The sequence below is a fragment of the Mycobacterium seoulense genome, from assembly GCF_010731595.1.
GTDB lineage: Bacteria > Actinomycetota > Actinomycetes > Mycobacteriales > Mycobacteriaceae > Mycobacterium > Mycobacterium seoulense.
On the sequence record NZ_AP022582.1, the window covers coordinates 4,771,425 to 4,792,807 of the forward strand.

Annotated in this window: 18 protein-coding genes, 1 tRNA gene and 1 pseudogene; 12 read left to right on the top strand and 8 right to left on the bottom strand. The window is 70.4% G+C overall.

What is annotated here, in order from left to right:
- Positions 1-55 precede the first annotated feature (55 nt).
- On the top strand, positions 56-253 hold the full coding sequence (locus G6N37_RS26375) for a hypothetical protein (RefSeq protein WP_163683542.1): 198 nt from the start codon (positions 56-58) through the stop codon (positions 251-253).
- Here G6N37_RS26375 and G6N37_RS26380 read toward each other — a convergent pair.
- Positions 250-957 carry a hypothetical protein gene (locus tag G6N37_RS26380; protein ID WP_163683543.1) on the bottom strand — a complete coding sequence of 236 codons (708 nt, stop codon included), beginning with the start codon at positions 955-957 and terminating at the stop codon, positions 250-252. The two genes, G6N37_RS26375 and G6N37_RS26380, sit on opposite strands and share 4 nt — an antisense overlap.
- On the opposite strand from G6N37_RS26380, the gene G6N37_RS26385 reads away from it, so the two are divergent.
- Entirely contained in the window at positions 944-1,261 is a 318-nt protein-coding gene (locus tag G6N37_RS26385; RefSeq protein WP_163683544.1) for a hypothetical protein, read from the top strand. The two genes, G6N37_RS26380 and G6N37_RS26385, sit on opposite strands and share 14 nt — an antisense overlap.
- Here G6N37_RS26385 and G6N37_RS26390 read toward each other — a convergent pair.
- The 3 genes and pseudogenes from G6N37_RS26390 to G6N37_RS22120 form a co-directional block, all read right to left on the bottom strand.
- A complete protein-coding gene (locus tag G6N37_RS26390; protein ID WP_163683545.1) occupies positions 1,258-1,491 on the bottom strand; it encodes a hypothetical protein in 234 nt (77 codons plus the stop codon). The genes G6N37_RS26385 and G6N37_RS26390 overlap by 4 nt on opposite strands.
- Positions 1,492-1,585: 94 nt before the next feature.
- A pseudogene (locus tag G6N37_RS26700) lies at positions 1,586-1,789 on the bottom strand (IniB N-terminal domain-containing protein); the annotation flags it as partial.
- Positions 1,790-2,008: 219 nt separating this feature from the next.
- The gene (locus tag G6N37_RS22120; protein WP_163683546.1) at positions 2,009-2,563 is read right to left on the bottom strand and encodes an Rv0340 family IniB-related protein; all 555 of its coding nucleotides are present in this window, start codon (positions 2,561-2,563) and stop codon (positions 2,009-2,011) included.
- A gap of 436 nt (positions 2,564-2,999) precedes the next feature.
- Here G6N37_RS22120 and iniR point away from each other — a divergent pair, with 436 nt between their 5' ends.
- Positions 3,000-5,435, top strand: a complete 2,436-nt coding sequence (gene iniR, locus G6N37_RS22125) for an isoniazid response ATPase/transcriptional regulator IniR (protein WP_232075144.1) — start codon at positions 3,000-3,002, stop codon at positions 5,433-5,435.
- Positions 5,436-5,589: 154 nt separating this feature from the next.
- Here the strand turns inward: iniR and G6N37_RS22130 are convergent.
- Positions 5,590-5,663, bottom strand: a tRNA-Gly gene (locus G6N37_RS22130).
- Positions 5,664-5,849: 186 nt separating this feature from the next.
- Here G6N37_RS22130 and G6N37_RS22135 point away from each other — a divergent pair.
- From G6N37_RS22135 to rfbA, 9 genes are all read left to right on the top strand, one after another.
- The gene (locus tag G6N37_RS22135; RefSeq protein ID WP_174813868.1) at positions 5,850-6,506 is read left to right on the top strand and encodes a hypothetical protein; all 657 of its coding nucleotides are present in this window, start codon (positions 5,850-5,852) and stop codon (positions 6,504-6,506) included.
- 34 nt (positions 6,507-6,540) lie between these two features.
- Positions 6,541-7,113, top strand: a complete 573-nt coding sequence (dcd, locus tag G6N37_RS22140) for a dCTP deaminase (protein ID WP_163683547.1) — start codon at positions 6,541-6,543, stop codon at positions 7,111-7,113.
- 116 nt (positions 7,114-7,229) lie between these two features.
- On the top strand, positions 7,230-9,314 hold the full coding sequence (locus G6N37_RS22145) for a DUF7159 family protein (protein ID WP_264067443.1): 2,085 nt from the start codon (positions 7,230-7,232) through the stop codon (positions 9,312-9,314).
- A gap of 198 nt (positions 9,315-9,512) precedes the next feature.
- On the top strand, positions 9,513-10,643 hold the full coding sequence (locus tag G6N37_RS22150) for a DUF7159 family protein (RefSeq protein ID WP_163683549.1): 1,131 nt from the start codon (positions 9,513-9,515) through the stop codon (positions 10,641-10,643).
- 153 nt (positions 10,644-10,796) lie between these two features.
- Complete coding sequence (locus tag G6N37_RS22155; RefSeq protein WP_443677490.1) at positions 10,797-12,242, top strand: DUF7159 family protein; 1,446 nt, start codon at positions 10,797-10,799, stop codon at positions 12,240-12,242.
- A gap of 91 nt (positions 12,243-12,333) precedes the next feature.
- Positions 12,334-13,659 carry a UDP-glucose dehydrogenase family protein gene (locus tag G6N37_RS22160; protein ID WP_163683551.1) on the top strand — a complete coding sequence of 442 codons (1,326 nt, stop codon included), beginning with the start codon at positions 12,334-12,336 and terminating at the stop codon, positions 13,657-13,659.
- A gap of 32 nt (positions 13,660-13,691) precedes the next feature.
- Positions 13,692-14,447 (top strand): maleylpyruvate isomerase family mycothiol-dependent enzyme, encoded by a 756-nt coding sequence (locus G6N37_RS22165; RefSeq protein WP_163683552.1) that lies wholly within the window; start codon positions 13,692-13,694, stop codon positions 14,445-14,447.
- A gap of 37 nt (positions 14,448-14,484) precedes the next feature.
- Positions 14,485-14,859 (top strand): nuclear transport factor 2 family protein, encoded by a 375-nt coding sequence (locus G6N37_RS22170; RefSeq protein WP_163683553.1) that lies wholly within the window; start codon positions 14,485-14,487, stop codon positions 14,857-14,859.
- Positions 14,860-14,887: 28 nt separating this feature from the next.
- On the top strand, positions 14,888-15,763 hold the full coding sequence (gene rfbA / locus G6N37_RS22175) for a glucose-1-phosphate thymidylyltransferase RfbA (RefSeq protein ID WP_163683554.1): 876 nt from the start codon (positions 14,888-14,890) through the stop codon (positions 15,761-15,763).
- Here the strand turns inward: rfbA and G6N37_RS22180 are convergent.
- From G6N37_RS22180 to G6N37_RS22190, 3 genes are read right to left on the bottom strand one after another with little or no spacing between them, the layout of a single operon-like run.
- Positions 15,705-16,982, bottom strand: coding sequence for a YibE/F family protein (locus G6N37_RS22180; RefSeq protein WP_163683555.1), 1,278 nt, complete (start codon positions 16,980-16,982; stop codon positions 15,705-15,707). The two genes, rfbA and G6N37_RS22180, sit on opposite strands and share 59 nt — an antisense overlap.
- 26 nt (positions 16,983-17,008) lie before the next feature.
- A complete protein-coding gene (locus G6N37_RS22185) occupies positions 17,009-18,298 on the bottom strand; it encodes a pyridoxal phosphate-dependent aminotransferase (protein WP_163683556.1) in 1,290 nt (429 codons plus the stop codon).
- Between the two features lie 32 nt (positions 18,299-18,330).
- Positions 18,331-21,225 (bottom strand): (Fe-S)-binding protein, encoded by a 2,895-nt coding sequence (locus G6N37_RS22190; RefSeq protein ID WP_174813869.1) that lies wholly within the window; start codon positions 21,223-21,225, stop codon positions 18,331-18,333.
- Between the last annotated feature and the right edge of the window lie 158 nt (positions 21,226-21,383).

Consider the following 21,383-nt stretch of genomic DNA (forward strand, 5'->3'; position numbering starts at 1 on the left):
CGCTGGCCTGACCGCCGATGCCGCCGCCGGCCTGTCCGCCGATGCCGCCGCCGGCTTGTCCGCCGAAGCCGCCGCCAACGCGGCCGCCGAAGCCACCGCCAGAGTCACCCTCAGCGCCCGCCTGACCACCAGCTCCGACCTGACCGCGAGATCCAGCCTGGCCGCCAGCTCCACCCTGCCCGCCAAAGCCGCCGGCGGCACGCCCACCTGCTTCGCCGCGACTACTACCAGCGACCTGGCCGCCGGCCCCTAGGCCGCCACCGGCGTGGCCGTCGACGCCGCCTTGCCATCTGGCGTCACCACCGGCACCAAATCCGCCGCCGGCTTGGCCGCCGACACCGCCTTGCCATCTGGCGTCACCACCGGCACCAAATCCGCCACCGGCTTGGCCGCCGACACCGCCTTGCCATCCGGCGTCACCACCGGCACCAAATCCGCCACCGGCTTGGCCGCCAAAGCCACCGCCGATACCAGCGCCGGCGTCGCCACCGACACCGAAACCGCCGCCGGCTTCACCGCCGGCTTGGCCGCCGACACCGCCTTGCCATCCGGCGTCGCCACCGGCACCGAAACCGCCGCCGGCTTCACCGCCGGCTTGGCCGCCGACACCGCCTTGCCATCCGGCGTCGCCACCGGCACCGAAACCGCCGCCGGCTTCACCGCCGGCTTGGCCGCCGACACCGCCTTGCCATCCGGCGTCGCCACCGGCACCAAATCCGCCACCGGCTTGGCCGCCAAAGCCACCGCCGATACCAGCGCCGGCGTCGCCACCGGCACCGAAACCGCCGCCGGCTTCACCGCCGGCTTGGCCGCCGACACCGCCTTGCCATCCGGCGTCGCCACCGGCACCAAATCCGCCACCGGCTTGGCCGCCAAAGCCACCGCCGATACCAGCGCCGGCGTCGCCACCGACACCGAAACGGCCGCCGGCTTCACCACCGGCTTGGCCGCCGACACCGAAACCGCCGCCGGCTTCACCGCCGGCTTGGCCGCCGACACCGCCTTGCCATCCGGCGTCACCACCGGCACCAAAACCGGCACCGGCTTGGCCGCCAAAGCCACCGCCGATACCAGCGCCGACACCGCCACCGACACCGAAACCGCCGCCGGCTTCACCGCCGGCTTGGCCGCCAAAGCCACCGCCGATACCAGCGCCGGCATCGCCACCGACACCGCCACCGACACCGAAACCGCCGCCGGCTTCACCGCCGACGCCAAAACCGCCACCAATACCTGCGCCCGCTTCGCCACCGAGGCCTAAGCCGGCACCGGCCTGGCCGCCGACGCCGCCTTGCCAACCGAGGTCACCACCGGCAGCACCACCAACACCAAAGCCGCCACCGGTTTCACCGCTAAGACCACCGCCGACGCCGTAGCCGACCTGAGCACCCAGCCCCACCGCATCGGATAACTCGGCGCCGACGCCCAAGCCAGCACCCACGTCGGCGCCCAGCCCAGCAGCGGCCTCACCGCCAGCCGCCGCAGAAACATTTGAGGCCGCCGCGAGACCGAACTGACTGGACACCGCTTGCTGCAGGCCAGCGATGGGGTCGCCGCTACCCAGTTCCAGTCCCGGCACCGCGCTGGCCGCCACGGAGGAGACCTGGGCGGGGGACACGTCAGCAAACCCGGCCTCATTCAGCGCCTGCTGGGGGGAAGCAGCGAAAGCCCTGGCCGCGTCTTCGCTGCGGAACAGGTTAAGGATGTAGTCGATCAGAGAGCTCACGTCAGTGCCTTTCGATTGTGACTCGTTTGAGCCGTTGCCGGTGCTACGCCGACGTTCCGACACTCAAGCTAGGTGCTTCTTTTCAGGCCGGTAACGGGGCCGAATCCCCCAGTCGTTTGCGCCCTTGGCGGGATCACTCAGCCGATGCCGTTAGGGGATTAGGGGGTAGTTAGGGACAAGGTGGAGCTTGGTCGGATAACCCCCCATCGACGACAATTGCCCACTTCAGGACCATAACGGCCGACAATTGCGGTCGTCGCCCAAGTCGATAACGAATCGAAATCACCCGAAGTGTGGGTCGAATCCGTGATGCTCATTCTCGACGGGGTGGCTGTCGGCCACGGAGTGATCCCATCCTACCGGGCCGTCCATCCCGAATCCGCCGTCGTGGACTGGCTGATCAGGCATTTCGTCGGGCGCAGCGATCGTCGCCGAAGGATCATGCAGCTCGAGTGGCGCCGGATTGGGATCTGTCCAAGCCCCCGGGGCCTCGCCGCCGCCGCCGACCGGCGGGTGATCGATGACGTGTCCGGTCAGGCCGTGCCCGTCGGTTCCCCCCGAATCTTGGACCGGCGCATGCGCCGGGAACGCGTCGAACGCGGCCGTGGCCGCCCCGCTCGCCCACACATTGCCGTGCTCGGTGGTGCCGCCGGTACCGCCCGGAGTGGACATCGACAGCGAATCCGACACCATCGGGATCAAATGATTCACATCGGCGCTGGTGACACCGGTCAGGTGAGCCTCGGCGATCGCTTGTGCGGGATCTGCCGCGTAGCGCGCGGCGGCTTGCGGGTCGCGCACAAGTGACATCACAAAGTCAAGCAATGCATTTGCCATGACACGCCTCCAGCGTGCGCTCCGTCACCATCAGCGCCTACCCGCAGCCAAATACCAGCCGTTTCCCGGAATGCTATCGGCCGACGGCGCCGCCGTGATCGGTGTGCGCCCACCCTGCCCGAGCGCCGCGTTAGGGGATACCCCCGTTAGGGGATCACGGTGCCTACGGGGATTATGATGACCGGCACGTCGGGGGAGCGCTAGGGTAGGCAACGACCGCCGACGCCAGTCACCGGAATCGACACAGGGACGTGCACTATGGGCAAGTCGCTCGGGTTGGGGGCCGGGTCGCGAGCCTGGTGGCCGGACGCCGACGCCTCGCCGCGCGTTGGCCACCGGCCACCCGAGAACCGCCTGTTCGACACGGCCACGGGTGCCAGGGTGCGCACCGATCACCGATCGCCCGCCCGCGCCACGCCCGGGTAGCCCCCCCAACGTGGCCAGTCCGGACATTACGGCTTCCGCCGAGGTCCTCCCCCCCGACGCGCGTCGCATCATCAACGCGCTGGCGGACGGCGCGCAGACCCCGGTCAAGGTTCTGGTCAGCGGGGGAATCGGTACGGGAAAGACCACCGTCCTCGCCGCCGTTCGGGATGCCTTGCGCGGTGCCGGGATAACGGTGCTGACGCGGTCTCCGCGCGACGGGGACCGACCCGACGCGGCGGTTGTCATCGATGACGCGCAACTGTTGCCCGACGCCGAGCTGCTGGCGCTCGTTGAGCGCATCGCTGATCCCGCGGCGACGATCGTGGTGGCCGCCGAACCTTGCGAGCAACACACCACGCTGCGGACGCTGGCCACGGCCCTCGAACGGGAGCGGCCCCGCCTAGCGTTGGGTCCGCGGCCGGTCGCCGACCACTTCCTGGACAGCACGGCGGGGCTGCCGTTCTTGGTGCGGGCAGTGGCCGAGGCCGCGCAGGACCCGATGCAGGCGGCCAAGTTCGCATTGATCGACCGGCTGCGCCGCCTCGACGAGCCGACGCTGGACACGCTGCTCATCACGTCGTTGAGCCACGGTTTGGGCACCGCCGATGTCGCTGCGGCACTGGACATCCCGGCGACGCAAGCGCTGCTGCTTGTCGACCGCGCGCGCGCAAGCGGGCTAATCGAGCCATCGCACAGCCCGGGCTTCCTCCAATCGGTGCACGACGCCGTTGCCCAGCTCGTCGGCAACGCGCATCACCACCAGGTCGAGGCCGCACTGTTGCGTTCCCAGCTCGCCATGTCCACGTTGTCATCAGACCTCGCGCTGCGTCTCGCCGAACACGGACTGCGAGACCCCGATCTGGCGAGCATCCTGCGCCGTGAGGCGACGCGGGCTCGCGGCCGGTCGGGCCGAGCCGCCCGGCTGTACCGCGCGGCGGCCGACGCCGGCGCCGAAGGGTTGTCGTGCCGGCTGGCCGACGCGCTGGCCCTGACCGGAGACTGCGCAGGCGCGGCGGCCCTGGCCGACGACTTGCTCGGTTCGGCGGACCTTGCCGAACGTGCCGCCGCGGTGCGGGTTGCGGCCAGCGCCGCCGCCCACGACGGCAATGCGGGGCAGGCGGCGGAGTTGTTCGGCTGGCTGGGACCCTATCCGGACGCGGTGGTCAGCGCCGCCGGCGCGATCACACTGGCCGCGACGGGAGACCTCACGGCGGCGCACGCGGCGCTGCAGGTCCCGGGACAGGGGCCGCCGACGGCCGCCGCACGCGCCGCGCGCGGCCTCGCCGAAGGCCTGCTGAGGAGTATGAAAGAGCCGTACCCGGTGGCGGTGGCGAAGCTCGGCCAGGCGATCGCCGTGGGCGGGTCGATGGGTGAAGTGATCCCCGACAGCCCGGCCGCATTGGTCACGCTGGCCGCGTTGCACGGCGGCGATTCGGTGCGGGCGCGCAGCGTCATCGGTCGCGCTGCCGTCCGCGCCGACGGCGACGGGTTCTTCGGGCGTCGGCACCTGCTGCTGCTCGGCTGGACGAAGATGCGCGACGGCCAGCTCGCGTCGGCCGGCGCCGACGCCGACGCCGCCTGCTCGGGTGCGGCCACCGACCTGCATCGGCGCGACGCATTATGGGCGGCGACGCTGCGTACCGCGATCGCGCGTCGCAGCGGCGACACCGGCGCGCTGCACAAGCATTGGTATGCGGCGATGGAGGTGCTCGCCGAGTACTCCATCGACTTGTTCACCCTGCTGCCCTTGGGTGAATTGTGGGTCGCCGCGGCAAGGATGCGCCAGGTGGCCCGGCTGCGCCACCACCTTGATCTGGCGTTCGGTTTGTTGGACTCGCTGGGCAACCCGGTCTTATGGTCGGTGCCACTGCACTGGGCGGGCGTGCACGCCGGAATCTTGACCGGTTCACCCGAATCCGTTGCCCCGCACGGGCAGGCCCTCACCGCGGCGGCATCCCAGAGTGTCTTCGCCCAGGCGCTGGCGAGCACCGGTCGCACCTGGCTGCGGGTGCTCGCCGGCGATGTCGACGCCGACGAGGTGACCATGGGCGCCCGCTCGCTGGCCCAATTCGGTTTGACCTGGGATGCGACGCGCCTTGCCGGTCAGGCCGCGCTGCAGACGCCGGATGGCCGGGTATCGGGGGACATGTTGCAGCTCGCCCGTGACCTCAAGCTGGTCGCGGCGGTGGAGGAAACACCCGACGACGAGCCCGGGTCTGACGCTCCGAAAACGACCCGACAGGCGCCGTCGGCCTCGCCGTTGTCCGCGCGCGAACGCGAAGTCGCCGAGCTGCTCCTCTTGGGCTTGCCGTACCGCGACATTGGCCGTCAGCTGTTCATCTCGGCCAAGACCGTCGAACACCATGTGGCGCGGATACGCCGCCGGCTCGGCGCCGGCTCGCGTTCCGAGATGTTGTCGATGCTGCGCGCAATATCGGCTCCGTAGCATTCGTCGGGGCGGTTGATCCACAGGTAGGTGTCGGCGGGGACGATCCATCGCGCGACTGCACCAGCAGCTGAGACATCAGGTCAGGGGAATTAATGTCCCGTACTTCGAGCGCCAATCGTCGAAGCCAGGCTCGGTGACGGCCGCTCGAATATGGAGCCGATGACGGGAATCGAACCCGCGTATTCAGCTTGGGAAGCTGATGTTCTGCCATTGAACTACATCGGCGGTATCGGCTTCGAAGGTTAGCATCCGGCGGCGGATCCGTCGGGGGGACAGGCCCCCACCGGCCGGGCCCCAGCTGGCGCCACCCAAGCCCGGCGGTGAAATGCCCACGCCGCGAAATGGGCCGCTCAGCCGCAAATTCCCAAAGCGATGTTTATTCTTTCGTGATCATGTCGTAATGTGCCTTGGGTGGGTCGGCACCGGTTAGCCACGAAGCGGCGGAAATCGCCGCTGCTCCTGGCAGGGATGCTGGCCCCCGCGGCGGTGTTCTTCGCGGCGGCGGGAGATGTCTCCCCTTTCATACCCCGCCATGACGCCGCACCCGTTATTAGAGACAATCCAGCATGCTGCTTAGAAATCGTGGCGGCAAAGCCGATCGGGATTGTGCTCGCGTCGGACGTGTCCCGCGGCGAGGGCGCGGCTGAGCCCCTCGCCGCATCGAGGTATCACACAAGGTCGCGGTTCCTGCCCGCCGGGCTTACGCCCGAACAGGGCCTCCAGGTCAGAACCATCCTGGTCTCGCGCAGCATCAGCGCCAACTTCCCCCAGATCCACGAAATGGGGGGAGTGCGACCGGATCCGCTGCCGTGGCATCCCCTTGGCTTGGCCATCGACGTGATGATCCCCAACCCGCAGAGCGCCGACGGCATCGCCCTGGGCAACGAGATCGTCGCGTACGTGATGACGAACGCGAAACGCTTCGGGATCCAGGACGCGATCTGGCGCGGCGTCTACTACACGCCGGGCGGAGCGCAGCCGAGCCGGCTCGGCCACTATGACCACGTCCACGTCACGACCACCGGGGGCGGATACCCGACGGGTCGGGAGATGTATCTCGCCGACTGACCGCGCGACGGCGGGCAGCGGATAGGCTCGTCGCGTGCTGCTCTCCGATCGTGACCTCAGGGCCGAAATCACCGCCGGCCGGCTGGGCATCGACCCCTACGACGACACCCTGGTGCAGCCGTCCAGCATCGACGTCCGCCTCGACTGCATGTTCCGGGTGTTCAACAACACCCGCTACACCCACATCGACCCGGCCAAGCAGCAGGACGAGCTCACGACGCTGGTCGAACCCGTCGACGGGGAGCCCTTCGTCCTGCACCCGGGGGAGTTCGTGCTCGGCTCCACGCTGGAGCTGTTCACCCTGCCCGAGGACCTCGCGGGCCGGCTGGAAGGCAAGTCGTCGCTGGGCCGGCTGGGGCTGCTGACGCACTCGACGGCCGGGTTCATCGATCCCGGCTTCAGCGGCCACATCACGCTGGAGCTGTCCAACGTCGCCAACCTGCCGATCACGCTGTGGCCCGGCATGAAGATCGGCCAGCTGTGCATCCTGCGGCTGACCAGCCCGGCCGAACATCCTTACGGCAGTTCGCAAGTAGGTTCGAAGTACCAGGGCCAGCGCGGACCCACGCCGTCGCGCTCCTATCAGAACTTCATAAGGACTACATAGGTTCTGCGGGGCTCTCCCGCCCCCGTTCTGCGCGATACTTAGTTAGCCATGGTTCTTTCCTCCGCCTGACCATGGTTCACCGCGCAATACCTTTGGAGGGGTTTGTCTTGGAAATCGTGCTCGGGGTGTCGATGGCACCGGCGTCGATCCAAATGGTCGTCCTCGAAGGCCAATACGCCGACGGCGCCACCGTCGAAGAGGAAGTGTTCGACGTCGCCGCCGCCGCCGAAGCGCCCACCGCGAGCGCACCCGACCAGGTGCTCGCCGCCATCCTGGGGACCCGCGAGGGCGCGGCCGACGCCGGACTCGAGGTGTCGTCCATCGGCGTGACGTGGACCGACCAGTTCGAAGCGGCGGCGTTGCGCGACGCACTGGCCGCGCACCGGGTCGAGCACGTGATGCTGGTGTCGGCCTTCCTCGCCGCGACCGCACTGGCCCAAAATGTCGGCGGAGCAATGGGTTACGAGCGAACCGCCGTGATGTTCGTGGAGCCCGACACCGCGACGCTGGCGGTTGTCGAGACCTCCGACGGGTCCATCCCCGACATCTACAAACAACCGATCTACGCCGAGTCGTACGACCAGGCCGCCGCGCAACTCGGCGGCATGATCGCCGGGCTGCAGAAGCTGGAAGCGGCGCCGGACGGCGTGCTGGTGGTCGGCTCGGGCGTCGACGTCGCCCCGCTGAAACCGGCGCTGCAGACCGCGACCTCGCTGGCGGTCAGCGTGCCGGAGGAGCCGGAGACGGCGCTGGCCCGCGGCGCCGCCCTGGCGTCGGCCAACGCGCCGCTGTTCGCCTCGTCGACCGCCGCGCTGGCCTACGCCCAGGACCCGGGCACCGGTGCCGTCGACCAGCACTCGCTGCCCGAATACCTGTACGTGCCTTTCGGGCCGGAGGCCGGCGACGACGAGCTCGCCTACAGCGCGGTGCCCGACGAGGACGCCGATTCGCCGACCGTCGTCATCGAAAAGCTCTTCATGCCGGACGAAAGCCAACCGCGGCGCAGGCCGGCCCTGCTGATCGGGAGCGGGCTGGCGGTCGCCGGCATCAGCGCGGTGCTGGCGCTCGAGATCGCGCTGGCGATCGGCATCCGCACGACCGGCACGATCGCCTTGCAGCCCACCCCGGGACAACACCTGATCGTCCCGACGCAGGAGCCGCCGGCGCCCGTCGAGGCGTCGGCCCCGGCGGCGAAGCTCAACGTGCCGGAGCCGGTGGCGGCGCCCAAGCCGATGACTCCGCAGTTCGCCGCGCCGCTGCCTGCGGCCCCTCCGCCCGCGGCGCCTCCCATCCCCGCGGCGCCGGTCCCGGCGGCTCCGGTGGTGCCGGTTCCCGTCGTGGTCCCGCCGATCGTGCCGGTGATTTTGCCGCCGGTCCGCGTCCCGGTTCCCAACCCGATCGTGAGCCCGCCGGTCATCCAGGCTCCGCCGCGCGTGTCGCCCCCGCAGCCGGTGCTGCCCCAACCGCCGGTCCACGTTCCCGAGCCGCCACAGACCGGTGGCACGGTCCCGCAGTCGCCACCCCACCAGACGCCTCCCGGGGGTACCGGCACCTCCACCGGAGGACATGTTCCGCCGCCCGGTTCGGGTACCGGCGGCTCGACTGGCGGGCATGTTCCGCCGCCCGGTTCGGGCACGGGCGGCTCCACCGGCGGCCACGAGCCCGCCCCCGGTTCGGGTCCTGGCGGCCTCGGCGGTGGGCATGTGTCACCTCCGGGTTCGGGCACCGGCGGCTCCAGTGGCGGGCACGAGCCGGCACCCGGTTCGGGCGCTGGCGGCCTCGGCGGCGGCCACGTGTCGACGCCGGGTTCGCCCCCGGGCTCGGGCCCCGGTGGCCTGGGTAGCGGCCACGTGTCGCCCCCGGGTGCGGGGCCGGGCGGATTGGGCGGCGGGCACCTTCCGTCTCCCGGTTCGGGCGGCGGCGCGCCCAGCGGTCCCGGTGGCCTGTTCGGCGGTGGCGGCCATGGCGGCGGACCCGGTGGCCTGTTCGGCGGTGGCGGCTTCGGCGCCCCCGGTGGTGGCGGCGGGTTCGGCGGTGGCCACACCGGCGGCGGCCTGGGCGGCGGCGGCCTGGGTGGCGGCGGCCTGGGTGGCGGCGGTGGGTTCGGCGGTGGCCACAGCGGCGGCGGCCTGGGTGGCGGCGGCCTGGGTGGTGGCGGCGGCCACAGCGGCGGCGGTGGCGGTGGCGGCGGGCACAAATAGGCCCGCGGCGGACGAACCTCACTCAATGACACGTCACCCCGGGTAGGCCGTCGCAGCCCCGGACGCCTGGCTTCGCGCGCTAGGGTGGCGAATTGGGTTGGGGCGCGGCCGGGATCGCCGCGAAGTCTCCGCCACTCCCGAAGTGACGGACGCCCGTGCGCACGGCGCAGCAATCGATTTGGACGACTTGGAGGAGCAGTGGACGTCGTACTTGGCGTGTCCATGGCGCCTGAGACGGTCCGCATGGTGCTGGTCGAAGGCGAGGCCGCCGGCGGGGTGACCGTAGATCAGGACGGTTTTCACCTCACCGATCAGACGACCGCGGTCGCCGCGGCCGATCGCGTCGTCTCCGCGATTCTCGGCACCCGGGAGAGCGCGGCCCAGGGCGGCTATCAGCTGACATCAAGCGGAGTGACCTGGACCGATGCCGCCGAGGCGGCCGCGCTGCGAAAGGCGTTGGCGGAACGCAAGATCGAGAACGTCAAGCTGGTGTCGGCGGTCATGGCCGCAGCGGCGCTGGCGCAGGCGGCGGGCAGCGCGACCAATTGCGCGCGCACCGCACTGCTGTTCGTCGAACCCGCCACCGCGACGCTGGCCGTCGTCGACACCGCGGACGGGTCGGTCGCCGACGTGCGCCGGCATCCGCTGCCCAGCAGCGACGAGGCGGCGCTGGCGAAGCTGGCCGCGATGGCCTCGGACGCCGAATCGATGCGGGCGCGCCCGGACGGACTGTTCCTCGTGGGTTCGGACGTCGACATCCCCTACCTCAAGCCGGCGCTCGAGGCGGCGACCTCGCTGTCGGTCACCACGCCCGAGGAGCCCGAGATGGCCCTGGCGCGGGGCGCCTCACTCGCGGCGGCCAACGCGCGGCTGGGGGCGCCGTCGACGATCGCGATGCCCTACGCCGGGGACCCCTCGGCGGACCGGCGCGAGCTGGCCTACAGCGCCGAATCGGACAGCGGGAAGGCCCGGGCGACCGGGGCCGAACGCGAGGCCGCCGCCCACACGGACGAGCAGCGCAGCCGGAAAGCGGTGCTGGCCGTCGTCGCCGCCACCCTGGTGTTCGTCGGCGGTGTCGTCGCACTGGCCGTGGCGCTGGCCGTCGACATCCGGCCCCACGCGCACCAGCGCCCCGACATCACCCAAAACGTCGTCGCCCCGGGCAACCAGGCGCCCCCGCCGCCGTCGGTGATCCCGCCGCCCCCGGCGTCCGCCCCGCCGGCGCCCGCCCCGGCGTCCCCCCAACCGGGGCCCGCCCCCTCCCACGGCGAGCAATGGGACGACTGGCTGCACCGGCACCTGGGGGAACACGGCATCCCGGTCCCGTAGCCGCGCCCGTCCCCAACCGAAAGGCGCGACCGCGCGTAAAATCGGATCACTAGGGGAACATAGGGTGGGGACTCAGTGACCTCTGGCGTTTTCGCGGGGTGCGGCGGCCACGTCCTCATCATCAGGGCTAGCAAATCGAACCTTGGAGGAACATTGGACACCGTACTTGGCGTGTCAATGGCGCCGACGGCGGTCCGGATGGTGCTGGTCGAAGGCCAAAACGGCGAAGGCGCCACCGTTGACGAAGACAATTTCGACGTTCCGCCCGAAGACGACGCCGCAACGCTCAACGCGGCCAACCAGGTAGTGTCCGCGATCCTGGGCACACGTCAGGGCGCGGCCGAGGGCGGCTACCAGCTGGCCTCGACCGGCGTCACCTTCACCGACCCGATCGAGGCCGCCGCGCTGCGCGATGCGCTGGCCGCCCACAAGGTCGAGAACGTGATGTTGGTCTCGGCATTCCTCGCCGCGGCCGCCCTGGCGCAAGCGGTGGGCAGCCAGACCAACTACGCGCAGACGGCGCTGCTGTACATCGAGCCCGACACGGCGACCCTGGCGGTGGTCAACAGCGCCGACGGCTCGGTCGCCGACGTCCGCCGGCAGCCGCTGCCGGCCGACGACGAGGCCGCGGTGGCCCAGCTGGCCGCGATGGTGTCGCAGGCAGAGACGCTCGAGACCCGCCCCGACGGCGTGTTCGTCGTCGGCTCCGGCATCGACATCCCCCTGATCAAACCCGCGCTGGAGGCGGCGACCTCGCTGCCGTTGTCGGCCCCCGAGGAGCCCGAGACGGCGCTGGCCCGGGGCGCGGCGCTGGCCTCGGCGCATGCCCCGCTGTTCTCGTCGTCCACCGCGGCGCTGGCCTATGCCCAAGACCCGGGCACCGGAGCCATCAACCCGTTCGCGTTGGCGCCCGGCTACTTCGACACCCCGGGAACCTTGGGCAGGGACGCGCTCGCCTACAGCGCCGTGCCCGACGACATCGACGGCCCCTACACCGGTGCGCACACCGGCGCCACCGCGCTGGTCGACGCGGGCTATCCCGAGCGCCGCTCGTTCCGGCTGGTGGGCAGCATCGTGGCGGGCGTCTTCGTCATCGGTGTGGTGGCGCTGGTCGTCTCCCTGGCGATCGCCATCCGGCCGACCGCCAACGTCCGGCCCAGCCCGAACCAGAACGTCGTCGCGCCCACCCGGGCCGCGCCGGCCCCAGCGGCCCCCGCGCCGGCCGAAGCGCCGGCACCGGCAGCCCCGGCTCCCGCCCCACAGGCCCCGGCGCCCGCGCCCGAGGCCCAAGTGCCCGCCCCGGCCCCGGCCCCGGCGGCCCCCGCTCCCGTCCTGGTTCCCGAGGCCCCGGCGCCCGCACCGATCCCGGCCGCGCCGGCTCCCGCACCGCCACCGGCGGTGGCCCCCATTCCGGTTCCGATCCCGCTGCCGATACCCGGCATCGGCGGGCCGGTCATCGGTGGGCCGCCCGGCGGCGGCTTCGGGCCACGAGAAGGCGGCGACGACGGGCCGCGTGGCGGCGGCGGGTTCCCCGGAATCCCGGGCTTCGGCGGCGGCCACGGCGGCTTCGGCGGTGGTCACGGCTTCGGCCGCCACTAGCGCGGGCAGCTGGGCCACCTGTCATCTGCCGTTTGCCTCCCGCTTAGCGGGGCGATGCAGTTAGCTCATCGCGGCGACCTACACCGGTTATATGCGATGCACCGTCTTCGGCACCGGTTACCTGGGTGCGACCCACGCCGTCGGAATGGCGGAACTGGGACACGAGGTGGTCGGGGTCGACATCGACTCGGGCAAGATCGCCAAGCTCGCCGGCGGTGACATCCCCTTCTACGAGCCCGGCCTGCGCAAGCTGCTGACGAAGAACCTGGCGGCCGGGCGGCTGCGGTTCACCACCGACTACGACCTGGCTGCCGAGTTCGCCGACGTGCATTTCCTCGGGGTCGGGACACCGCAGAAGAAGGGCGAGTACGGCGCCGACCTGCGCCACGTGTACGCCGTCATCGACGCGCTGGTGCCGCGGCTGACGAGATCCTCGGTGCTGGTGGGCAAGTCGACCGTGCCGGTGGGAACCGCGGCCGAGCTCAACCACCGGGCGGCCGCCCTGACACCCCGCGGCGTCGACGTGGAGATCGCCTGGAACCCGGAGTTCCTGCGCGAGGGCTACGCGGTGCACGACACCCTGCACCCGGACCGCATCGTCCTTGGCGTGCAACAGGATTCGACGCGCGCCGAGACGGCCGTGCGCGAGCTCTACGGCCCGCTGCTCGCCGAGGGAGTGCCGTTCCTGGTGACGGACCTGCAGACCGCGGAGCTGGTCAAGGTTTCCGCCAACGCCTTTCTGGCCACCAAGATCTCGTTCATCAACGCCATTTCCGAGGTGTGCGAGGCGGCGGGTGCCGACGTCAGCGTGCTGGCGGACGCGCTCGGCTACGACCCCCGGATCGGTCGCCAATTCCTCAACGCCGGTTTGGGTTTCGGCGGCGGCTGCCTGCCCAAGGACATCCGCGCCTTCATGGCCCGCGCCGGTGAACTGGGCGCCGACCAGGCGCTGACGTTCCTGCGCGAGGTCGACAGCATCAACATGCGCCGGCGCACCCGGATGGTGGAGCTCGCCAGCGCCGCCTGCGGCGGATCGCTGCTGGGCGCCAACATCGCCGTGCTGGGCGCGGCGTTCAAGCCCGAATCCGACGACGTGCGCGACTCGCCCGCGCTCAACGTCGCCGGCCAGCTGCAGCTCAACGGCGCCGCGGTCAACGTGTACGACCCCAAGGCGCTGGACAACGCGCAGCGGCTGTTCCCCACGCTGAACTACGCGGTGTCGGTCGAGGAGGCCTGCGAGCGCGCGGACGCGGTGCTCGTTCTCACCGAGTGGCGGCAGTTCATCGACCTCGACCCCGGGGACCTGGCCGACCGGGTGCGCGCCCGCGTCATCGTCGACGGCCGCAACTGCCTCGACGCCGCACGCTGGACGCAAGCGGGCTGGCGGGTGTTCCGGCTGGGCGCGCCGCGCCCCTGAAGCCGTTGACGCCGCCGAGTAGCCTGACCGGGGTGGACTACGCCGGCGCATTCCTCGAAGAGAACCGCGCATTCTCGGAGCTTTTCCGCGATGTCGACCAGTCCACGCCGGTGCCGACCTGCCCGGGCTGGAGCCTGAGCCAACTGCTGCGCCACGTCGGGCGCGGCGACCGCTGGGCGGCGCAGATCGTGCGCGACCGGCTCCAGGAGTTTCTCGACCCCCGGTCCGTCGAGGGCGGCAAGCCGCCACCCGATCCGGCCGACGCGATCTCCTGGTTGCACGGCGGAGCGCAGCGGCTCGTCGACGCCGTCGAGCTCACCGGGGTGGAAACCCCGGTGTGGACGTTCCTCGGCCCCCGCGCGGCGAACTGGTGGATCCGGCGCCGCCTGCACGAGGTCGCCGTGCACCGGGCCGACGCGGCCATCGCCCTGGGATCCCCCTACACCCTGGACGCCGCGGTGGCCGCCGACGCGATCACCGAATGGCTGGAGCGGGTCGCGATCCAGGCCGGAAGCGACGGGGCGCCGCTGCCGCTCGACGGCGACGACACCCTGCACCTACACGCCACCGACCCCGGGCTCGGCGCAGCCGGCGAGTGGACGATCGGCGTCGACGACGGCCGGATCACCTGGTCGCACGAGCACGGCAAGGGCACCGCGGCCCTGCGGGGCGGTGCGACCGAACTGCTGCTGGCCATCCTGCGCCGGCTGCCGCTCGCGGACACCGGCGTCGCGCTGTTCGGCGACGAGCGGGTGTGGCAGAACTGGCTGGACCGTACCCCGCTCTAGCCACGGCGGCGGGGCGCACACGGTAACTTTGCACACCATGACCACTTCGGAGATCGCCACCGTCCTGGCGTGGCACGACGCGCTCAACGCCGCCGATCTGGAAACCCTGGTCGAGCTGTCCAGCGACGACATCGAGATCGGCGACGCGCACGGCGCCGCGCAGGGCCACGAGGCGCTGCGCAGCTGGGCCGCCTCCCGCGACGGCACGGCCGAAGTCGGCCGGATGTACGTGCACGACGGTGTCGTGGTCGTCGAACAGAAGGTCAGCGCCCCGGACAGTCCCGGAGCCGTGACCACCGCGGCGTCGGCATTCCGGGTGGTCCACGACCACGTCACGTCCGTGTTCCGGCACGACGACCTGGCGTCGGCGCTGGCGGCCACCGACCTCACCGAATCCGACCTCGTCAATTGAGCGATTGAGCGTGGAATAGGGGACCACCATGCGCGGGATCATCCTGGCCGGCGGCTCGGGCACTCGCCTGCACCCGATCACCGTGGGCATCAGCAAGCAGTTGCTGCCGGTGTACGACAAACCGATGGTCTACTACCCGCTGTCCACCCTGATGATGGCCGGGATTCGCGACATCCTGGTGATCACCACCCCGCACGACGCGGCGGGCTTCGAGCGGCTCCTGGGCGACGGCTCGCAATTCGGGATCAACATCAGCTACGTCACGCAGGAACGGCCCGACGGCCTGGCCCAGGCCTTCGTCCTGGGCGCCGACCACATCGGCAACGACTCGGTGGCATTGGTGTTGGGAGACAACATCTTCTACGGCCCCGGCCTGGGCACCAGCCTGAGCCGTTTCCAAACCATCAGCGGCGGAGCGGTTTTCGCGTACTGGGTGGCCAACCCGTCGGCGTACGGTGTCGTCGAGTTCAGTGACGACGGCACGGCGCTGTCGCTGGAGGAGAAACCCAAGACGCCGAAATCCAATTACGCGGTGCCGGGTCTGTATTTCTACGACAACGACGTGATCGAGATCGCCAGGGGCCTGAAGAAGTCCGCACGCGGGGAGTACGAGATCACCGAGGTCAACCAGATCTATCTGAATCGGGGCCGGCTCTCGGTCGAGGTGATGGCCCGCGGAACGGCCTGGCTCGACACCGGCACGTTCGACTCCCTGCTCGACGCCAGCGACTTCGTGCGCACGCTGGAACGGCGGCAAGGCCTGAAGGTCAGCGTCCCCGAGGAAGTGGCGTGGCAGCAGGGCTGGATCACCGACGAGCAGCTGGCCGAGCAAGCGCAGACCCTGCTCAAGTCCGGGTATGGCGGCTATCTGCTGGATCTGTTGGAGCGGAGCCGATTTCACTAGGCTTCGCCAGCGCCGCGGCGATCGCTGTCGTCAGCGGCACCGACAACGCCAGCGCGACACCGCCCACCGCCGACCGGGCGATCTCGATCGCCACGCTCTCACTGGTCAGCACGTCGGTCAGGGAGCGGTTGGCCACGCTGAACAGCAGCAGCAGCGGCAGCGAACTGCCGGCATAGGCCAGCACCAGCGTGTACACCGTGCTGGCGATGTGGTCGCGACCGACCCGAATGGCGCCCACGAAGATCGCGCGTCGCGAACCGCCGAGGTGGGCCAGCTCGAACACCGTCGAGGCCTGGGTCACCGTCACATCGTTGAGCACACCCAGCGACCCGATGATGAAGCCCGCGAGCAGCAGGCCGCCGATCGACACGTTGCCCAGGTACGCGCTGACGGTGGCGTTCTGGTCGTCGGACAGGCCGGTCAGATGGGCCACTCGTATTGCGGCCCAGGACAATCCCGCGGCCAGCAGCAGCGACGTCAGGGTGCCCAGCAGCGCGGCGCTGGTCCGCAGGCTCACGCCGTGGGCCAGATAGATGACCGCGTAGAGGATCGCCGCCGAGGCCACCAGGGCCACCGGAATCGCGGGGGCCCCGTCGCGCAGCGCGGGCAGCAGAAACACCACCAGCACCGAGAACGCGACCACGATGCCGACCAGCGCCAGCAGCCCCCGCCAGCGCGCCACCGCGACGACCACCACCGCGAACGCGACGGCCAGGGCGACCAACGACCAGCCCCGTTCGAAGTCGTAGAACGCGTAGCTGGTGGCGCCCTGGTCGTCGACCTGGCGGACGAGCCGAATGTGGTCTCCCACCGCGAACTTCGGCTGGCCGGGGCCGGGGGAGGACTCCAGCAACGTGCTGGCGCCGGCGTTGGGGCCGGAATCGATGGCCACCTGGGTCAGCACGCACCGGCCGGCGCCCGGCGGCGCCGGTTGTGGTGCGGTGGTGAGCACCTGGCTGACCGACGGGCTCCCGCAATCGCCCATGCCGCTGGACAGCACGTGCCCGGCCTGCGTGCTCACGGCGCCGCCGGCCGCGTTCTGCAACGGCATGGGGATGTCGACGTGCTCGCGGCTGGGCCACAGCACGACGGCGCCCGCCAGTACCGCCAGACCGATCGCGACCAGCAGCCCGACGACGATCCTGGCGGGCAGCGGGTCGACCGGGGCCGGGCCGGACAGGCTGTGCGAGTGGGAGTGGGAGTGGCTCACCCGGTCCACCGTAGAGGCGCCGGCTGCGAAGATGCTTACTGGCGATAGCCGACCAGGAAGTTGCCCAACCGCTCGATCGCCGCGGCCAGGTCGCGGGCCCACGGCAGCGTCACGATGCGCAGGTGATCCGGTGCCGGCCAATTGAATCCGGTGCCCTGGGTGACCAGGATCTTCTCCTGCAGCAGCAGGTCGAGGACGAGCTGTTCGTCGTCGGTGATGTCGTAGACCTCGGGGTCGAGGCGGGGGAAGGCGTACAGCGCGCCCTCGGGCTTCACGCAGGACACCCCGGGAATCTCGTTGAGTTTCTCCCACGCTACGTCGCGCTGCTCGAGCAGCCGGCCGCCGGGCAGCACCAGGTCTTCGATGCTCTGGTGGCCCCCCAGGGCCACCTGAATGCCGTGCTGGGCGGGCACATTGGGGCACAGCCGCATATTGGCCAGCAGGTTGATGCCCTCGATGAAGCTCTCGGCGTGGTCCTTGGGGCCGGTGATCGCCAGCCAGCCCGCGCGGTAGCCGGCGACCCGGTAGGCCTTGGACAGCCCATTGAAGGTGAGGCACAACATGTCCGGCGCCAGCGTGGCCACGTTGATGTGCTTGGCGTCGTCGTAGAGGATCTTGTCGTAGATCTCGTCGGCCAGCAGCAGCAGTTCGTGCTTGCGCGCGAGTTCCACCATCTGGGTGAGCACCCCGTGGCTGTAGACGGCGCCGGTCGGGTTGTTGGGGTTGATGATGACCAACGCCTTGGTGCGCTCGGTGATCTTGGATTCCAGGTCGGCGATGTCGGGCTGCCACCCCTGGGTCTCGTCGCACAGGTAGTGCACGGGCGTGCCGCCGGCCAGCGACGTCGACGCCGTCCACAGCGGGTAGTCCGGCGACGGGATCAACACCTCGTCGCCGTTGTCGAGCAGGGCCTGCAGCGTCATCGTGATCAGCTCGGAGCACCCGTTGCCCAGGTAGACGTCGTCGACGTCGAACCGGGGGAAGCCCTCGACCAACTCGTAACGGGTGACCACCGCGCGGCGGGCGGGCAGGATGCCCTGCGAATCCGAGTAGCCCTGGGCGTACGGCAGCGCCTGGATCATGTCGCGCATGATCACGTCGGGCGCCTCGAAGCCGAACGGCGCCGGATTGCCGATGTTGAGCTTGAGGATGCGGTGCCCTTCGGCCTCCAGCCGCGCGGCGTGCTGGTGCACCGGACCGCGGATCTCGTACAGGACGTCCCGGAGCTTGGACGACTGCGCGAAGACGCGCTGCCGATGGTGGGCGCTCGCGTGCAGGGGCAGTTGGTGCATGGTCACCTCACCAATGGTGCCACTTGTGTCCACCGAATTTTGCCGTCAAGCGGCAAAATCCCTGATCAGCGCTTGCCCGGCGGGCGGGCCCCGCGGGCGATACCCAGGCCTTTGACCGGCGGGCCCGCCGGTGCGCCGTCGCCGTCGGCCTGTTTTGCGGGCTCCGCTTTCGGCGCGGGCTCGGCTTCCGCCTGCTCGGCGGGCTTGGATGCCTCCGCCTTGGGCGCCTCGGCCCTGGGTGCCTCGGCTGCCGGGGCGGCCTTCTTGGCGCCGGGGCGCTTGGCGCCCGCGGCGATGCCCAACCCCTTGACCGGCGCCGCGGGCGCCTTGGCTTCGGCCTTCTCCTCAGCCGCGGGTGCGGCCTCGGCCGTGGGCGCCTCCGCCTTGGCCTCGGCCGCCGGGGCGGCCTTCTTGGCCCCGGGACGCTTGGCGCCCGCGGCGATGCCCAACCCCTTGGCCGGGGCGGCGGGTGCCTCGGAAGACGCCGCGGGTGCCTCCGCCTCGGCCTCGGCCGCCGGGGCGGCCTTCTTGGCGCCGGGCCTCTTCGCCCCGCCGGCGATGCCCAACCCCTTCACGGGAGCGGCGGGCGCGGATTCGGCTTTCGGCGCGGCTTCGGCCTTCGGGGCGGCCTCGGCGGGTTCCTGCTCGGTCTCCCTGGCCGGCGCCTCGACGGTCGCGGTGGCCTTGGGCGCAGCAGCCGCCCGCTTCTCGGCTTCCTTTGCGGCCGTGCCCTTCTCCGGCAGCGTCGCCTTGTCGTACTCGAGGGAGCCGAGCAGCACCTGGGCCACGTCGAGCACCTCGACGCCGGTGCGGCCGGCCTCCTCGGCGCGGTCGTTGACGCCGTCGGTGACCATCACGCGGCAGAACGGGCAGCCGGTGGCGATCGTCGACGCCCCGGTGGCCAGGGCCTCGTCGACGCGTTCGTGGTTGATCCGCTTGCCGATGTGCTCTTCCATCCACATCCGCGCGCCGCCGGCACCGCAGCAGAAGCTGCGCTCGGCGTGGCGCGGCATCTCGGTGAGCGTGGCCCCCGCGGCCCCGATCAGCTCGCGCGGCGCCTCGTACACCTTGTTGTGCCGGCCCAGGTAGCACGGGTCGTGATAGGTGATGTCCTGAGAAACGGGCGTCACCGGCACCAGCTTGTTGTCGCGGATCAGCCGGTTGAGCAGCTGGGTGTGGTGCAGCACCGAGTAGTTGGCGCCCAGCTGGCGATATTCGCGGCCCAGCGTGTTGAAGCAGTGCGGGCAGGTGACGACGATCTTGCGGTCCACCGTCTCCACGCCCTCGAACACCCCGTCCAGGGTCTCGACGGCCTGCGCGGCCAGCTGCTGGAACAGGAACTCGTTGCCCGAGCGGCGCGCGGAGTCGCCGTTGCAGGTTTCGCCGGTCCCCAGCACCAGGTACTTCACCCCGGCGATGGCCAGCAGTTCGGCGACGGCCTTGGTGGTCTTCTTGGCCTTGTCGTCGTAGGCGCCGGCGCAGCCGACCCAGAACAGGTACTCGTAGCCGTCGAAGCTGTCGACGTCTTCGCCGTAGACGGGGACGTCGAAGTCCACCTCGTCGATCCAGTTGGTGCGGTCGGAGGCGTTCTGGCCCCACGGGTTGGCCTTGGTCTCCAGGTTCTTGAACAGCACCGACAGCTCGGACGGGAACTCCGACTCCATCATCACCTGGTAGCGGCGCATGTCGACGATGTGGTCGACGTGCTCGATGTCCACCGGGCACTGCTCCACGCAGGCGCCGCAGGTCACGCACGACCACAGCACGTCGGGGTCGATGACGCCGCCCTGTTCGGCGGTGCCGACCAGCGGGCGGGTGGCCTGCTCGGGGCCGGACCCCATGACGCGGCCGAACCCGGACTCGGGGACGTGGTGCGCCTCGGCGTGCTTCTCGCCGGACAGCTCCTCGCCGATGCCGCCCTCCGGCGTGTTCTCGAGGGGGCTCTCCTTGTCACCGAGGATGTAGGGCGCCTTGGCCATCCAGTGGTCGCGCAGGTCCATGATGACGAGCTTCGGCGAGAGCGGCTTGCCGGTGTTCCACGCCGGGCACTGCGACTGACAGCGCCCGCATTCGGTGCAGGTGGCGAAGTCCAGCATCGCCTTCCAGCTGAAGTCCTCGATCTTGCCGCGGCCGAATTCGGCGTCGTCGGGCGGGTTTTCGAAGTCGATCGGCTTGCCGTCGTGTTCCAGCGGCATCAGCGGCCCGAGCCCGTTGGGCAGCCGCTTGAAGATGACGTTGATGGGCGCCGTGAAGATGTGCATGTGCTTGGAGTGCAGCACGATGATCAGGAACGCCAGCATGACCGCGATGTGCAGCAGCAGGGCCACGGTTTCGATGATCTCGTTGGCGGGCTGGCCCAGCGGACGCAGGATCACGCCGAACAGCTGCGACAGGAACGCGCCCTTGCCGTAGGGCAGCGTGCCGTTGTTGACCGCGGACCCGCGCACCAGGACGTAGGTCCAGATGACGTTGAAGATCATGAACAGCACCAGCCAGGCGCCGCCGGTGTGCGAGCCGTAGAACCGCGACGAGCGGCCGATCTCGCGCGGGCTGCGCGTCAGCCGGATGATCGCGAACGTGGTGATGCCCAGGAAGACGGCGGTGGCGAAGAAGTCCTGCAGGAAGCCCAGCGCGTCCCAGCGCCCGATGATCGGGATGTGGAAGTTGTCCTGGAACAGCAGCCCGTAGGCCTCGATGTAGACCGTCAGCAGGATGAAGAATCCCCACATGGTGAAGAAGTGGGCCAGGCCGGGGATGGACCACTTGAGCAGGCGACGCTGCCCGAAGACCTCGGAGACCTCGGCCCAGATTCGTTTGCCGGGTTCGTCGGTGTGTCCCGGGGCGGGCTTCCCGGACGTGATCAGCTTGAACAGCCACAGGACCCGCCGGGCAGCCAGTGCGGCCACGACCAGCGTCATGCCCATGCCCACTACCAGTCTGATGAGCATCTGCGTCGTCACAGAAGGTCTCCCCAATGCCTTGTTGATTCAGCCAGCGTTTTGTTTGCCTGCTCAGCCCTGCTCATAGTTGCATCTCCGCAGCTTTCGCCGCGAGAAAGGCTGCCCTAACTTGGCGTTCATCGGCGCCCTTGGCCTGCTTGGTTAGCGCCCGGCGGGGG

What these genes read in the sequence shown, in the direction of transcription:
- G6N37_RS26390 (WP_163683545.1), bottom strand. Translation starts at nt 1,491, where the DNA reads ATGTTTCTGCGGCGGCTGGCGGTGAGGCCGCTGCTGGGCTGGGCGCCG.
- G6N37_RS22120 (WP_163683546.1), bottom strand. Translation starts at nt 2,563, where the DNA reads ATGGCAAATGCATTGCTTGACTTTGTGATGTCACTTGTGCGCGACCCG.
- G6N37_RS22160 (WP_163683551.1), top strand. Translation starts at nt 12,334, where the DNA reads ATGCGATGCACCGTCTTCGGCACCGGTTACCTGGGTGCGACCCACGCC.
- G6N37_RS22170 (WP_163683553.1), top strand. Translation starts at nt 14,485, where the DNA reads ATGACCACTTCGGAGATCGCCACCGTCCTGGCGTGGCACGACGCGCTC.
- rfbA (WP_163683554.1), top strand. Translation starts at nt 14,888, where the DNA reads ATGCGCGGGATCATCCTGGCCGGCGGCTCGGGCACTCGCCTGCACCCG.